Here is a 16408-nt window from a genome sequence, read left to right as displayed (position 1 = left end):
ACAATTATGACGTTTACGTGGTTTATTTAAATAACAATTTGATTTCTTCTTTCATCATAATTCTAATTGTAAGCAAAAACCATGTTGATAGAACAATTGACCAGATATAAGAGAACAATAATTTTGTATCGGCAAAATTGTGAAATCTTATTTTATCAATATTATAATAGTTAATTTGCGGTGAAAGCGAATAAAATATTATAGCTACAACTAATATAATTATGAGTCTTTTTCTCCATTTGTTTTGATATTTCAGCAGAAATGTGGAGAAGAGAAAAACTGTAACATATAGTAGGAACTCAAAACCAGCTTGAATAAAATAAAGAGTAAAATTGATTTCGACAGGTGGTATAAAATTTTTTGTTGCTTGCTGAAAATTAATCATTGATGAGATGCTGTTAAGAAAAACAATATTACGAAGCAAAAGAAAGACTGAAATAATGAGTAATCCCCATGCTAAAACAAGAACGATATTCTGCATTTCTTTGCGTAGTTTTAATGAATTCATTGTGCCCCCGCATATTTAATAAATTTTTGAAAATGGTCGTGGCTGTTAAGGCGCAGCCCAGAAGATGATTTTTACTTAGAACACAAATCTGAAGGTGAAATCACTGACTATTTGATCAACTGTTATACTTTCTTGTGAAATAATTAGAATAAATAAACCTTTATAACATAAGAAGTTTGTTTAATTTTTTGAATGTGTCTATACTCTTATAATCAATTTCTTTTAGCAATTTTGAATAATTCTTTTCGAAAATATGATTTCCCTGATCCGTTAGCATTGCCGAGTTAATTGAAAAATCTGAATCAATGCCTAAGGCATAAATTTCTTTGCCTTCTTTACTAAGAAAATCATTCTCATCCAACCATTTCATAACTGACTCAAAATGATTTTTCGCGGCATCAATATTTGGACAATTATTGCCTTCTGGAAAATGCCAGGTTAATTTATCATAAACTTTTATTTTAGACATTATTTGTATCTCCTTATTTCTGTGGTAACATTTTTAGGCAACTCAATTAACTTGCCAGTATCTCTATCTAAGATAAAATTGCCACCGTTTTGTCTTATCCTTTCTTCTTTTGCAATCTGTAATTCCTTCGGCGCGGTTTCTGAAGTAATTTCATAGCTCTTACAAATTATGCCATCTTTTTCCACCATAATGTCAACCCTTCTAGCTTCACCAGTTAAACTATCTTTAACAATATCTCCTTGTTCGTTTCTTAAGTATGCCTCTTGATGATACTTGAAGCCATCAGTTTCGGGAAATTCTTTTTGAAAATCGGTTAGAGCATTTTCTTCTCTTAGTGCACCATTCTCTCGATTAAGTTCTATCTGGCTAATTTTTGCCTCTTTAATTGAGTTTAGCTCTTCTTCATTTTGGGTTTTCAAAGTTTCCAAAGAACTATTTTCAATTTCTGGTAAAACATCCTTTATCAGCGTTTCCTTGAGTGCTGTTTCCCCAGATTCTTTAAAAGATTCTGCCAATACTTCCTTGGTGCTAACTACTGTTTCTGAAGTTTTAGTTGCTATAGCACTGATTGGTTCAACCATTTATATCTCCAGTTTTCTTCACAATGTTTTGAGAAATTTCTTCAGTTATCTTTTGACTGTTTATTACAAAAAAAGATGCTACAATTGAATTTACTTTTTCTGCTGTAAAGTCGTTTTTCTTTTTTAACAATATCTTCAAGGATAATTCTTGAACAATTTCCATTATAAATAGCTTTGGTTCTACTCCCCATATATTTTTTAATTCTTTTATTAATGACTTATAACTTGATTTATCAGAACTTTCAATTGCCGAGAATAAATTATCTTTAAATCCATTCGGAAGTTTGAGAGATATTGAATATAAGCCTCTGTTCAAAAACTCATGAATCTTTAACGTAATAAAATCGGAATAAATTGATACTAAGAATTGTCTTTGAAGATTTTTTTGAATCAAGACCTTATTAAATTCTTTTTTACATTCTACATTTAGAGCATTAAGGTGATTGGAATCTAATGCGCAAAATGAATTTAAATACTTAACAGCTAATTCATTCCCATCTTTGCCTAGAAGAAGAGATAAACTGTAAGTTTCAAATGGATGTAATGTTTCAATATTTTCTTCGTTCATAATTTCGCATATTTTTCTATCACTCTTTGCTTTACTTAAAACATCATTGATTACAACGCATTCAACCGGTCTTTCCATTCCTTCTTTGTGACATAAGATGTGACCCGTTTTTAATCTGGTTAAATAAAGAGCATCTTCATCAGAAATACCCAATGAACCCGCCAGGAGCGATTGGTCATCTGAAGAAACTAATCGATGGACTATTTTAGTGTTTGAGTTTTTTATAACATCGGGTGATATTTTTGTCGGAATTTGTTCAACTACTGCAACGCCTTGTCCTAATGCTCTCATTTCAGAAATTACATTACAGAAAACTTCGACTGCTTTACCTTTCGGATTGCCCATCATTTCACTTGTTCGCTCTGTAGTTACATTTTTAAGTAATCGATGAGCTTCTTCTATCACCAGTAGATGTTGTAATCCTTTATTTGCTCTGCCAGGATTAATAGCTGGATTATCTTTTTGACGATATTCACTCAAAAGAACGAGTATTAATCCCACAAAAAATGCTTTATCATCGTCGTCAGCTAAATTTTCCATTTCAAAAATGGTGCTTTTATTCAATAATTTTTCCATTGGATAAAAGTCGTATGTATTAAACATCAATCCCTTTGCCCCTACACAAAGACTTTCTAATCTTGCAACAATAGCTGTGCGGATGTTGTCTCTGAGTTCACCTTTGTATTCAAGTTCTTCTTTCACATAATTGTTAACCTCTTCCTTCAAATCTGAAAGAGTAGGAAAACAATAAAAATGTTCTGGAAAGTTATATCGTTCATCATCATATTCATTTTTTGATTTGATAAAATTGGGGTGCATTCCGGTTGTTAAGTTCCAGCCCTTTTTAATATAAATATTGTGCAGACATTTTTCGATTATATGAGGCATCGGACCATAAAGCGAAAAGCTGGCATTAAAAATCGCTTTTAAGTAATCAATATGAACAGAGGGATGTACACCCGCTTGAATGTAAAATGGATTAAAACGAATAGGACTGACAGTGGCATCTCCGATGGTAAAAACATTCAACTTCCCTTTAAATATTTCATCCCCAAGCAATTGTCTGTAGTCTCTTTTTGCTGATTCCAAAACTAAAAATGGAATGTGGTGTTTTTCTGTTAAACTTTTTAGAATATGCTTAACTGTTGTCGTTTTACCGCTTCCGGTTAAGCCGCATACAAATAGGTGTTTGTTAAGATCTTCCTTGGAAAGATTGATATTGCAATCCAATGTATTTCCATAATCTGCAATAGAGCCGAGAGTTATATCACCTTCCCCTTTAATATCTGTCAAGGCAAGCGGCGGCATTTTTTTAATTTCATAGCCAGGTAGCGATTCTTTTGGTGGTGCGCTGATTTGTGAAAGTTCTACACTTGTTAAATATGAAGAAAGACTTTTGGGAAAAATAGGGTTGTTTGAATCTGTTAAAGGTAAAAATATTTTCTTTGATTCAAGATCACCAGTGTATAATCGAGGAGGAAATAGTTTATCGCTAGGTTTTGAAAGTTCGCCAATAAAACTTCCACCTAAAATATCACAAGATACCTTGTCAGCGGCGGCAAAAGTAACCGTGGTTTCCCAAAAACCGGTGTTAAAACCTTGCATAATCCTTTCAATAAAGTGATCAGAAATTTTTTCAAGTTCAAGTGCCAAACCGTTTTGTCTTTCTATCGTGAGTGACAAAGAGTTTTGCTCTGATGTTGTCTCTATTGTTCCGGTTGTTTTGCTTTCGGTTTCTGTCTTTGACCAGTTATGAGAATAACTTAATCCACCTCCAAAAATTACTGGTCCAATTGGGATACCACCGCCAATACCGACACCGACACTATGCCCTTTTGTCGATGAAATACCTTTGGTATTCTGTTCATTTTGAGAAACTGATTTTCCGGTTCCTTTTTCTTCTCCCACGGAAACTTTTACAAGTTCGTGGCATTGATCTCTAAAACTTAAAAGTTGCACCAACCTATTCTGCATTTCTTGTTGACTTACCGGTTTTGAAAGAATAACCAGTAAATACTCTCTGCCATACATACTTCTTATGACTGAAGACAATTTGAATTGCTGTTTTTCATCTTCAATTTTTAAGGAAGGAATTCCGGTAACGATACCTCCACTTGGGAGATTTACAACCAACGAAGCAAGATTTATATTGTCTTCATATTTTATTTTTTCACCGGGTAATACTCCATTTATGATCGATTCAAAGTATTTGGGGTCATTAGTAACGCCGTCTTCTGCTATAAAACCCAAATAAACCTCTATTTTACCCCTTTCTCCTTTAATAATAGTCGCGATCGACAAGCCGGCAGAATATATTGCCGAAAGAATGGTCTGATATCTTTCATTAATAAATTCTGCTATGTTCTCAACGGTGTTATTAATTGTTATTTCTGCTAAGGGAAATAAATATACTCTGTTCAAATATCCTTCAACTTCCGATAAAGTTTTCTTTTCTAAAGGGTATTGAATATTTAAAGCACCCCACCAAGGCAGGAGTGTCCGATATGCTTCTTCAAGTTTCTTTTGGTTCGCTTCGATTTTTTTTCTTTCTTCTTCACTCATTATATTTTACCGTTAATATTAATACTTCGTGAATTGCAGAAATTGTTAAATTCTTCACTGAATACTTTTGTAACTGTTTTCAGCCAATCAGTTATTTGCTGCTCAGCATTATTGATAAATATTTCGACATCAGACTTTATAATTGATCTTGCCTTCGGCTCAGCTTTTTCAAAAGCTTTTTTGAATAAATAGGCTGAAGCAATTATTGTTACTAAACCAGATACAATAGCCCAAACAATTTTTGTTGGATCAAAGACAAAAATTGTAACCGCAGTGCCTATAATAAAAGCTGTTCCGCCATTAATTGCGCCTTGCCTCCATCTTGGATCAGCTGAAAACACCACTTCGGGCGTTGTTAATTCTAATTGGTTCTCTGTTTGTTCTACCCATTCTCGTACTTTGTTTCTAAAATCTTGATTGAAGAAGTCATTTTGTATCTCAACATCTAACTTATCTAATTCTTTGATTGCTGTTTCCATCAGATAGTTTAATAAAGTGTCTAAAAGTATCTCAGACTTGACTATAATTTCGGTGGGAATATGGTTTTTTAGAAAGTCCTTTTGAGTGTTTATATTGAAATCATCTTGCAGATTATTGCCAATACTTTTTTTTAGTTCACTAAATTCTTGTTCTATATCGTATTTGATTTTATCTTGTATCATTTTAAGTCCTCCATAATTTCCTCTGCTCTTTTTAACACTGGTTGGATTGACTTTTTTTTTATTTCTAATTCATTAATTTCTCTAATTAATTCGTCATTTGATTGCTTCTTCTTTATCTCTTTTTCTAATGCATTCTTTCTTTCGTCAATAACATCTTTAATATTTTTCTCGAAATTAGACAGATAACTTTGCAACACTTCTTTAGATTTATTTGGCAAATCATTTACTATTTTATAAAACTCATCAATTAGACTCGATTTCAAATTTCCCACGTATAAATCATCATCAAATACATCTCTTTCCCCGGTCTTAACTCGTTCAGTATAATAAACCGTGTGTTTGTAAAGCCATAGAGTGTACCATCTTCGCTCTTCATAAGATTTAGTTTGCTCTTCTATAACGTCCTCTTTCTTATAAGCAGTTTTACTTGCTTCGTTTTCAATTGCATCAAGGTCAACTTTGGGGATGGTGATTTTATGCTCTTCTTGAAACTTCTTGCCGGATTCTTGAAGTTTTAAATTCAGTTCTTTTGTAATTGATTTTGAAAATTTTTCAATAGTTTTATCAACTTCATTAAAGGCATCAGCAAAATGCTTTCTTATATTTTCAGCAGACGTACCAGAATTTATTAGTTCCGGGTATTTTAGTTTAAGCTCTTTTATTTTTGCATTCCAGTTTGAATGTCTTCCAGTGTAGCTTTGTTCAAACTCTTCCTTTGTTTTATGTGTGAGATTCTCATATTTATTAAGTGCACTTTTTATCCGTTCTATTTCTTCCTCAAATACTTGTGGGTTAATCTTTTTCTTCTTTTTTAGATTAACTTCATCGGCTAACTGCTCTTCTTGATTGTTATATCCTTCTTTAATCTTTTCCATTATTTCGATTAGTTGCAAACTTGGTGCTTGTAAAGAAAATCTATCGATAGTGTCAAACAATTCTTCAAAATGTGAATTCTGAAGCAGAATATTTTCTAAGGTGCTGTTCTGTTTCTCGGCTTTCCTTTGGAATTTTGGAAGAATATCTGCTTTGATAGGAGAAGATTCTTCGATTTGTTCTACGCTTATATTATTTCTTATGTCGTTATAGATCAACTTCAGTATGCTATCTACGACTAATATTTTTTCTTCCGATATATCATTTTTATAAAGCCGTTTAGCCTCTGTTTGTAATCGGATAACATCTTCATCTGTTTTTAAACCAGCGTGCGTTAAAACTAAAAATAATGTTTCTTTGCTTCTTTCTGTTATTACTGAATTAACGAAATCCCGAAAAGACTTAGATTCTATGGGATCTATTCTGTTAATAAAAATGATTGCGTTTGCCTCTTCAAAATATTCAAATGAAATGTCTTGAACTCCGCCTACAGCATTAACGCCAGGGCTGTCAACTATTCTTAGCTGATCAAAATCCCATTTTAATGGGAATCCTATTTGTATTTCAATTGGGATATCATCCTTAGACCGCTTTTCAATGTACTCCTTAAGAAGTTCTTGCTTGTCGGATAAATACAATTGTGAATTTTGCTCTAAAATATTAATTAACTTATCGGTTACTTCTATCTTGTTATTACTTTTAATTATATAGTTATCTATTAAGGTTGTAGGTAAATCTCTATGCTTATCATTAATGCTGCATACTTCTTTAATTTTTCTTTGAAAAATATCTCCATCCGAAGCCATTTCACCATGATTCAGGATTATTTCATTACCAGCAGCATACTGAACTTTCAAATACGGTTCATTCGATTTGCAAATTTCAACAATAGCAGAAGAAGATTGAAGTACATCAGATGGAAGTAATTCAACACCTAAAAGTGCATTAATAAAAGTAGACTTTCCGGCATTAACTTCACCAGCGACAGCAAGAGTATACTTCCCATTTATTAAAGCATTAACTCTACTCTCCAAAAACTCTAAATTTATTCCATCATTGTCTTTTCCTCTAATTCGTTTATAACCATCGTATAAATCAATTACATTGTCTTTTTGATTTTTAAAAGCACTACCTATCATAAATTCTCCTTGAATTGTATTAAGAATTGTATAGCAAAATGTTAATTAACCAACTAAAAGTCTTGATATTGATCCGGGTGAGAAAATATCATGACAATAGGTTAATTTTTGAACTATACATTAATTAATAGATTGGGATGAAAATCAGAAGAGTATTATAAAGCACATGTACCCCACATAATCCCTATTATCCCTAATTATTTTAACTCAAATTAGTTTAATGAGATATTTAAGTCAAGTTATTTTAGTGATTATTAATAGAATTTTTAAGCTTATGCTGTTGGAAGTCAATAGGCTGGTACTCAATGTGAAAATGGGTAACTTCATCAACGATATCATAATGAGCACCAAGTGAGATTTTGATTTCTTCAAGGATTTTATTTCTGGTTAGTTGATCGGGAATGTTGGAGGTGCGGAGTTCCGCTGCGTTGCCGGAATAATGGAGGGATTTTTGAGAGTGCTTTGAATCGAGTAAAGAGGATATTACCATTTCGACATTATATTTTTTGCATATGTCAGTAAAGATAACTTGGCCGAGGAGCAACTCGCTTGTGATGCCGGTGAGTTTTACGGAGGGCTTAAGTTGCATTTGGGGTTTCCTTAAAAAATATTTTGCTAAAAACTTGTAATCATACTTTTCTTGGCCCCGTAAAAATGCGGGGTAAACTCCAGAAAAGTATGCAAAAGAACATACGCTGCAATAAAATAGCTAAGAATTTCGATAATTCGATTACAGAAATTGAATTCAGATTGAGATAGCTACTCTACAATTTCTGATTAACATCGAATCACTCATTCTTTTAAGGCCATTTTATTGAGGCGCAGAATTCTTAAAAAACATTTTAGAACCCTCCAATAAATGGCGGACATGGTAGAAACGATTCGGCGATCAAGAAATGGTGCTTGACCGCCGAAGAAAAATTTTGCAACAAAGAAAGGGTAAGTTTATACATAATTTTAATTTTCGCGAATTTTTAAAGATAAAAGTACATTGCCAATTTCATTATATGAAAAGCTTATTGTACCGTTATAAAAAGAAACAAATAAATTCCAATCATTATTGAAGTACACATCCGTTGAACCATCATAATGAATAAACTCAACTTCACCAGTTATGGTTTTCTTGTCATGTAAAATTGAGACAAGTTCCTCCGAAGTGGGAGACACATACTTAATACGCGTCTTATAGATTAATGGTTTATGCTCAATTTCATATTTGATCTTATCACTAAGATTTAATTGGCCAATGAATTCATAATTAAAAGATTTTGAATTAATTCCCTCAGCATATTTTTTGATTTCATTAATCCGTTCAGGGGAATCGGTTATAACTGAACTTCCCTTTTCAACCGGAGTAATTTTTTTTGTTGGGTGGATAATAGAAGCGATGACACCATTAATAGCTTTATCTTTAGAATATTCATAATAAAATTTGTATTCAGGAATCTCTTTTATAGAATCATACTTATTTACGATACCCCACTCTTTGAAAAGCGATTGTGCTTCTTCTTTATTCTTCTGATTATTATGTTTTTCATATTTTTCATTTTTTTCATTTTTTTCATATTGTTTAATTTTTTGTTTTACCCATCTCTCTTTACTCAACTTAATTAAATCTTCTTCATTATTTTCATTTTTATAAATTGATTCATAAAAGTTAAGTGCATCAATAATTTTCCCAAATTTTTCAAAAGCAATTAAAACCGTATAAAAATCATACTTGGGATCCCATTCTTTAGTTTTATCATGAGAAATATAATTTGAGCAAAGATATTTAGATATTTCCTCATAGGTAAATTTGTCTAGCGGAATTGTATCATGATTCACCTTTTTAAGGTATTCAAGAGTTATACAATTAAAAATATAAGAATACTCTTCTTTACGATCATTATTGTGTAGTAAAAGATTATTAACAAAAAGGATCATATCTTTTATAGAGTCCTTCTGAATTATCTTTTGATATAGGGCAAGATTAATAATTAAGTACTTCTGAGGGTCCTTTTTACGTAACGATTTAAGGTTAATATTTAACTGAGTTTCGGTAAAATTATCGGCTAGATAAGATGCGATTAATTCGTAATTATCATAATCCAAAGCAACATCTAGTAGGAAATCTAATGTTAGGAAAGATGACTTAACTTTATTAATACCAACTTTTTGAAGAATAAATAGGAAATCTTCTTTCATATTATTTTGTACTATTACCTTAATAATAATACTAATCAAGTCTTCAGTGAGGTCATCGATTTCGTTTTTATGTTCACCATAGGTGAATAATATGGCATCTGAATTATTCAATTTATCCAACCAGTTGAGCTTTTCGGGATACGATGTTACTTCCGATTTAGCTATGTAGTATTCTTTTGGATATTTATTGTTCTCGTTCGATTCCCACTGAAGAATAGCTTCTTGTTTATAATCGTCATAATATTTAATTAAGGCAATATCATTGCTGGAATCTTTACCAAGAAGATTTTCAATCGAGTTGGATAATCGGTAATTGATATTTCTTGAAAGTGTTTCGTTGTTTTCGCTAACACAAAACTTACTAAGATTGGTTACTAGGACTTTTAAAACATGTGGCCATGTTGAAGAATTACATATCTGAAAAGTTAGATCTTGTTTAGTGCTTCTGTTCTGGAAATGGTCATAAATCTGGTTAAGAAATTTCTGAGCTTTATCATAATCAGAAGGTTCAAGCATATATTCTGCTGCATTTGCTTGAGGACGATAAATTAAATTCACTTTAAGTTTGGTAAGTTCTTGAATTTTCGCGTAAATTTTACCATCCCAATAGGATCCTAATGCCTCATCATACAACCCCAAAGATTTGTATAAATCACCAGAATCTTCGAATGATTTTGACCAGTATAGTCTAAGTGCTTTTACTCGTTTCTCTTCATTGTAATTTTTAGCTCTATTATAATTCTGTTCTGCAAGCTTTAAATCATCAATATTTTTTGTTTGCACACCTTGTTTTTCGAATGAACGTGCTAAGAGTAAGGGTTCATCTTTATGTTCTCCCCAAGCAATTGAAGAACCTTCTTCAAATATGGTAACATAATCTTCAGACCAAATATCCAATGTTGAAAAATTAGAACTATAGTGCTCCAAAAGATCCAAGTAATTGTTTCTGAGAGTCCCCCAAAAAAACTCATAACCTTTCCGTGAGTCGACAATTAGAAGACTATATTTAGGCCTGCTCGCTCCAACATATAGGTTATTTATAAAAAATTCGAAGCGAAGTTGTTCTTCTGGCTTATTCAAAATTGCTTTATCGTCCTCGTATAAGAAGCTTTCTAGGTTAAAGTCGCCATAGTCGATGGCAGCTTGGTTTCCAAAGTTATAGAGTACAACTCTATTAAATTCCAGACCTTTGGCACGCATCGGACTTAGAATATTTCGACTTATGTTTCCATCATCACCAATAGCAAAATCTCTTAGTAATGGATCAGATTTAATCCAATTAAGTTCTTCACCAGATTGACATGGGATTATTATAACAATCTCTTCTTGACCCTTGATTTCTTCTTCAATCGTATGTGTATTATTATAAAAAAACTGGGGCGGTTGATTGTAAATACTATACCATGTTTTTTGCGGGACCAAATTTTTAATATTGAAAAGAACACCTCTCAGAAGTTGAATAACATTACTAAATCCAACAATCGGTTTTGTTGAACGATAGTTTTCCTCAAGTTCAAAATAGTTGAGCTGCAATTTTGGGCGAGAAGATTTATCCAATTCTTTAATAATCTTTTCATGAAAGTTTGCTTTAACTGATTCCCAATTGAAACCAGTAGGATTTAGGGTTTGGAAAGGATCACCAGCAAAAGCAAAAGGAATATTTTTAATTAATTCAGAAGGGATAGTTCTTTTTTTAAAGTATGAAAGGTTAATAATTATTTCAAGTTCTATCTTGGTAAAATCTTGTGCCTCATCGCAGAAAACAGCAGAATAGTTAGCCAATTCTTTATGAGAATCAATGATATATCTAGCTAAATCCTGGTCATCCCAAAAGCTATTCTGAGTTAAAAGCGGCTTATACCATCCCTTCCAAACCTTTTCATAGATATTTTTGAAAAGTTCATCTGATATTGTTTTTTGATCCCGGGCTAATTCGCTTCGATAGGCTTCATCATCGAAATCATTTTCTCTGCTAAATGACATTCCTTTTATATAAGTTCTAATCACGTGCCAAGCAGTTTCAGGATTTAGCTTCTTACGCATGTAAGGATCAGGATTTCTAGGAATATCCTTAAACCAAAATTCTTTGAATCTTGAAAAGTCAACGTATTTTTCATTCGAAAATTTTGAGAGTTCATTTTCATTCAAAAAACTTAGAAGTAAATTCTGAAAAGTTTGAAAACATTTCTCAAAGTTTTCTATGAATAGTAGGGTATTAAGATCGATAGTTTTCGTACTAACTTTATCGGCGTTACATTTTAATATTATTTTAATTGTTTTTTTTGCAACATTCAGTAGATTGTCGTTATATGTTAGATAAAGGGGGAAAAAAGTAATTTGTTTGTTTTCGAGTAAATGAGAAAAAACATGGTGGATTATATCTGAAAATAGGTATTGTAAGATAGTAGATTTACCACTACCGGGACGACCATTTATAAAGATAGGATACCTAGGGGACTCGTGATTATTTTTTCTAATTTTTTCTAGTATGGCGTTTTCTTCAGGAGAAAGAGCAAGATTACCTTCTTTATGTTTTTGGATATTAAACCAAATATCTTGATCAATTAAAATGTATGAAGGATAAGATTTACGACCAAGCTGTATAAGCTGTTTAATAGAATTAACGTCCGCAAGTTCATTACATGCCTTTTCAATTAATAACTTATTTTGATCGTCATTTTTGTTGAGTAAACGTGGAGCAATTAAGAAATACTTATTAAAATCTGGATAATATTTATAATTAACAGCGACACTCTTTTTTATATCAGTTATTTCTTGTAATTCACAAGTTGCAGGTTTGATTTGAACTACTTCATATAATAGTTCTAAAATTTGTAGTTTATAATATTCAAAATCTTTTTCATTAATAGTTTCCACCCAATAGTTTGATTCAATTATTATTTCATCAGAATCGGCTGATTCAGGATGGATCGTCATCAAAAACTCATATTCACTATCATCAAGATTTTTCAATGAGGGGATGTTAGTTTTCTGAAGGTTAGTAATTTCTTTCATTAGTTCTGAATCTGATGGAATTTGATCATTGAATAAATCTAAGTTATTAAGCCAGTCTTTATACTCCTTACTCCCTCTCGGAAGAATTTTTAGGAAGCAGATAAAATTATTATCATCAATTAATTTTTCGGAAGCAATCAACCTAAAATTCGATCCTACATATTTTCTGATAAATGGTGATGGTAAATAGCGTTCAAATGTACCTATACTTTGTTCTTTTTCAACTTTTTCCTTTAATTTTTTAATCTCATTCAAGCAATTGTACTTTTCAGCAAGAGCCAAAAATGCTGGAGTCTCATAAACGATATACTTCATATCCCTCCCGTTTTTCTAGAGTGTATTTAATTAATTAATTAGCATCTAAGTAATTAGTTTTTAATATATACCAAAAGGTCTTTTTAATCAAATTTAAGAACTTATTTTAAATAGATTTTCGAATTATTCTCAAAAAATTTCTGCAAATCTGCGAAAGGTGAATAGCATAATTTGGTGTTTCGTATAGACAGTGATAAGCTACCTCAAGAAAATATTGAATATCGTGGTTCGAAAAATGGATTTTAAATGGAGAATAAGTATAACGATTAGACTCAAATCATAAATCACACATAATAATTACAATCAATAGCCTAATTTTGAATCTGATATGTAAATACAAAAGCCACCAAACCCTTAACTAAATCCGGGAACGAATCACCGGGAAGAAAACAACTCATTAGCTTTGACTACAAAATAAAATGATACGTTAATTACCTAAGAAGAATTTATTAAACCTAATTCCTTAAGAAAAGATAAATCCAACTGTAGGAATTCTAAAGGCTTTAAAATAATTTCCATAAATGGATTTCATAATTAGAGTTGAGATAAGTCGAAAACGTTCGCAGTTTTAATATGATTCTTCAATCTCCTATTGATCAGAGTCGAATTTACCCCCATATTATTAATGTGTTGCTGCACACCGGAAGCTGAGAATTGCAAAAATAACGAAGTGAAAAATGTTATCCATGTAGATTGACTTTTTTAGCATGATTTTTCGTCAAATGCATTCTTTAAGAGATCTTTGAAAATTGCCAGAAGTTCCGTTAATGAAGATTTAACAGTATCAAAATCATTTGTAACGGCCTTACCTCGATGAATCGCATTAGAACGAATTTGGTAATAATATCGTATTGATTTTTCCGGGTCATTGGGATCTAATACATATTTTTCCAAGTCTGTTGCGCTAAATACTTCTCGCACTTTTTTGACATTCTTTTTTAGACTATCTTTAAAACATTCTTCAAGTGCAATTTTATAGACTTTTTCATTAGCTCTCTTACCAAGATGGTATTTCAATCCGGCATATCTTTCAATTGCTGACCATAAAAGCAGATAACCCATTTGCAAACGAAATAACTTCTTGTAATCCCATGTGAAACTCGAATTATTGTTAAGAATTGCCTCAACTTCTTCGACTCCTTGTAAAAATAGAGGGTCATTCTTTCCATCCCATTCATCAATATTCTCAATATCCGAGCTACCTCTTTGTTCTCTCTTACCTAATAAGGCGTTAGCTGATATTGCTTGGTTCACGGTAACCTCCTCCCATCGATAAACTTCGTCGGGTTCAATATCAATTATTCGATAATAGGCCTCAGCTTCTTTACCGCTATTAAAATAAATTAGATAACCGTTTATTTTTGAGTGATCGCTTTTTATTAAGAGGGGTATTCCATCTCGCTCTTTAAGATACCCATTAACGTAACCCTTGGTGCATTTAACCACGAGGTCTTCTATACGTGGGTAGCACAATTGTCCGGGTTTGAATAGCCCATATGCAAAAAACGGCTTCGTTAGATTTGTTGGGAGATTCACTTATTAACAAATTCCTTGGATTTATTCAATACTGCTAATAGTAGCTCTTTGATATTCTCACTTTCCTTATTCTTACTCAGATATTCTATGGCTGATTGGGCTAAAGAACCATAGAACTCATACTTTGATACATAATCAATTCTCGAAGAAAATATTTTTTTTAATTGGTAGAAAAGCCAGCTCAACTCTTTCGAATATTCGGTAATTACCACTTGCCGAGTAGTTTCAGTTTTCTGAAAACTAAATACGGTAGATTGGTCTTCAATCCATGCCTTTGTGTCCTCATCCAATCTTTTTTCAATTATTACATCTGCGCCTCCCCACTCTTTTATTCCAGCAAGGTGGTTCTTATAATCCTCAGCATGGATCTGTTGCTCAAGAAATAAAATATCAGATAATATATTACTTTCCATATGGTTCTCAATTTAATTTGATGCTTGCTAAGTTGTTTTAATTCGCCGCATTATGCAGCTTTTAATAGCAAACGAAAATGATTTATTAATTAATACGTGTACTCGACTATTCCTAAAGAGCAACTAATTTTTACAGCACTACTTAACTATAACACAAATGCCGAATACTTAAACGGCGTCCACCTTGATTGGCTGTTTAGCTTCGTTTTGAGAATTAACCATTTCCCATCAATATTCATAAATTTATTTACTCTTATCAGAAAGTTCTGCAAACATATTTGTCATAGTGGGGTTCCCACTAGTTAATTTTTTTATGGTAAGATCCTCCGCTTTATTGTTAGCCAATCGTAAATTATTTTCTGAAGATAACAATGCATCTTTCGTTTTTTGAAGATGATCAATAGTTTTATCAATTTCGTCAATCGCAGTTTTAAATTTTCGGCTTGCTAATTCATAGTTTCTTGCAAATCCCTCTTTAAACGAGTTTATATTATCTTCGAAATTAGTAATGTCAATATTCTGATTTTTCACCAATGCTAATTCGGCTTTATACTTTAATGAATTCATTGCAGCATTGCGTAGGAGCGTGATAATTGGTATAAAAAATTGGGGTCGAACAACATACATTTTGTTATACCTGTAAGACACATCAACAATTCCGGAATTATATAAATCGTTTTCGGCTTCTAAAAGAGAAACAAGAACTGCGTATTCACAATTCTTTTCTGTTCGGTCTTTGTCCAATTCTTTGAAAAAATCTTCATTTCTTTTTTTTGTTGCAGTCTCATCTCCCTCATTTTTCATTTCAAACATAATTGAGATGATTTCATTCCCGGCTTCATCGCTTTCCTTATAAATAAAATCACCTTTACTTCCAGATTTAGAATCGTTGTCTTTCTCAAAATAAGCTTTTTGAAAAGCGGTTGCGCGTAACTTGTTGAATTCGTTCTCGCAATGTTGTTCAAGTGTTTCGCCAATCATTTTAGTCGAAAGTTTTAGCTTCATATCTTTACGTAGAGAAATTTCATCATCTTTCATCTTGATGATATCATCCTTTGTCTTGAGTTCAGCGGAATATTTTTCTTTTAATGATTTTTCGAGTAATTGCTTTTCTGTTTCTTTGTTCTTTAGGTTATTGGCGAGCTCGTCACGTTCTTTTTCGATTTTTTGAATAGCCTCTGTAACTGTAAGTTTTTTGTCGATCTCCGCATTCTCTATTTTTGATTTCATTTCTGCTATCTCAGAATCTTTCATTGATAATTTTTCAGCAATTTCGCTTTCGTTTTTAGCTTTTAGTTCAATTAATTCTTTTTCCTTTTTTGATAACTCATCTTGCAATGAATTTTTTAGATTTGCTTCAGCAAGCTTAACAGCATTTTCCTTTTCCTTTTCAGCAAGGTCTAACCTCTTTTGCATTTCTTCTTCAAATTGATGATCTCGAACTTGCTTTAGGATCTCAGCGAAACCAGATTCATCTATTTTAAAAGCTTTTTTACAATTTGGACAAATTATTTCGTTCATAGTGATACCGTTGTTTTTATTTGATTTTATAAATTTGGTCCATTTTTAACAAAATCGCT

At 32.0% G+C, this 16408-nt stretch carries 11 protein-coding genes; all 11 read right to left on the bottom strand.

Translation table 11 applies throughout. The features are described from left to right. Positions 1–22: 22 nt before the first annotated feature. Positions 23–508 carry a hypothetical protein gene (locus tag KF816_06330; protein ID MBX3007629.1) on the bottom strand — a complete coding sequence of 162 codons (486 nt, stop codon included), beginning with the start codon at positions 506–508 and terminating at the stop codon, positions 23–25. A gap of 160 nt (positions 509–668) precedes the next feature. Then, the gene (locus KF816_06325; protein ID MBX3007628.1) at positions 669–977 is read right to left on the bottom strand and encodes a hypothetical protein; all 309 of its coding nucleotides are present in this window, start codon (positions 975–977) and stop codon (positions 669–671) included. After that, positions 977–1558, bottom strand: a complete 582-nt coding sequence (locus KF816_06320; GenBank protein ID MBX3007627.1) for a hypothetical protein — start codon at positions 1556–1558, stop codon at positions 977–979. The genes KF816_06325 and KF816_06320 overlap by 1 nt, the downstream gene beginning before the upstream one ends. Further along, on the bottom strand, positions 1551–4688 hold the full coding sequence (locus tag KF816_06315; GenBank protein MBX3007626.1) for an ATP-binding protein: 3138 nt from the start codon (positions 4686–4688) through the stop codon (positions 1551–1553). The genes KF816_06320 and KF816_06315 overlap by 8 nt, the downstream gene beginning before the upstream one ends. Next, positions 4688–5350, bottom strand: coding sequence for a hypothetical protein (locus KF816_06310; protein ID MBX3007625.1), 663 nt, complete (start codon positions 5348–5350; stop codon positions 4688–4690). Before KF816_06310 ends, KF816_06315 begins: the two co-directional genes overlap by 1 nt. After that, on the bottom strand, positions 5347–7362 hold the full coding sequence (locus KF816_06305) for a dynamin family protein (protein MBX3007624.1): 2016 nt from the start codon (positions 7360–7362) through the stop codon (positions 5347–5349). The genes KF816_06310 and KF816_06305 overlap by 4 nt, the downstream gene beginning before the upstream one ends. A gap of 244 nt (positions 7363–7606) precedes the next feature. Further along, a complete protein-coding gene (locus KF816_06300; protein ID MBX3007623.1) occupies positions 7607–7951 on the bottom strand; it encodes a hypothetical protein in 345 nt (114 codons plus the stop codon). 368 nt (positions 7952–8319) lie between these two features. Then, positions 8320–12879: a hypothetical protein gene (locus tag KF816_06295; GenBank protein MBX3007622.1), complete on the bottom strand. Its 4560-nt coding sequence runs from the start codon at positions 12877–12879 to the stop codon at positions 8320–8322. A gap of 702 nt (positions 12880–13581) precedes the next feature. Then, positions 13582–14325 carry a hypothetical protein gene (locus tag KF816_06290; GenBank protein MBX3007621.1) on the bottom strand — a complete coding sequence of 248 codons (744 nt, stop codon included), beginning with the start codon at positions 14323–14325 and terminating at the stop codon, positions 13582–13584. Positions 14326–14411: 86 nt separating this feature from the next. Further along, complete coding sequence (locus tag KF816_06285; GenBank protein ID MBX3007620.1) at positions 14412–14828, bottom strand: hypothetical protein; 417 nt, start codon at positions 14826–14828, stop codon at positions 14412–14414. Positions 14829–15071: 243 nt separating this feature from the next. Further along, on the bottom strand, positions 15072–16349 hold the full coding sequence (locus KF816_06280; GenBank protein ID MBX3007619.1) for a DUF2130 domain-containing protein: 1278 nt from the start codon (positions 16347–16349) through the stop codon (positions 15072–15074). Positions 16350–16408: the final 59 nt, after the last annotated feature.

This window comes from Melioribacteraceae bacterium, from assembly GCA_019638015.1.
GTDB lineage: Bacteria > Bacteroidota > Ignavibacteria > Ignavibacteriales > Melioribacteraceae > JAHBUP01.
This window is presented reverse-complemented; position numbering and strand designations above follow the sequence as displayed.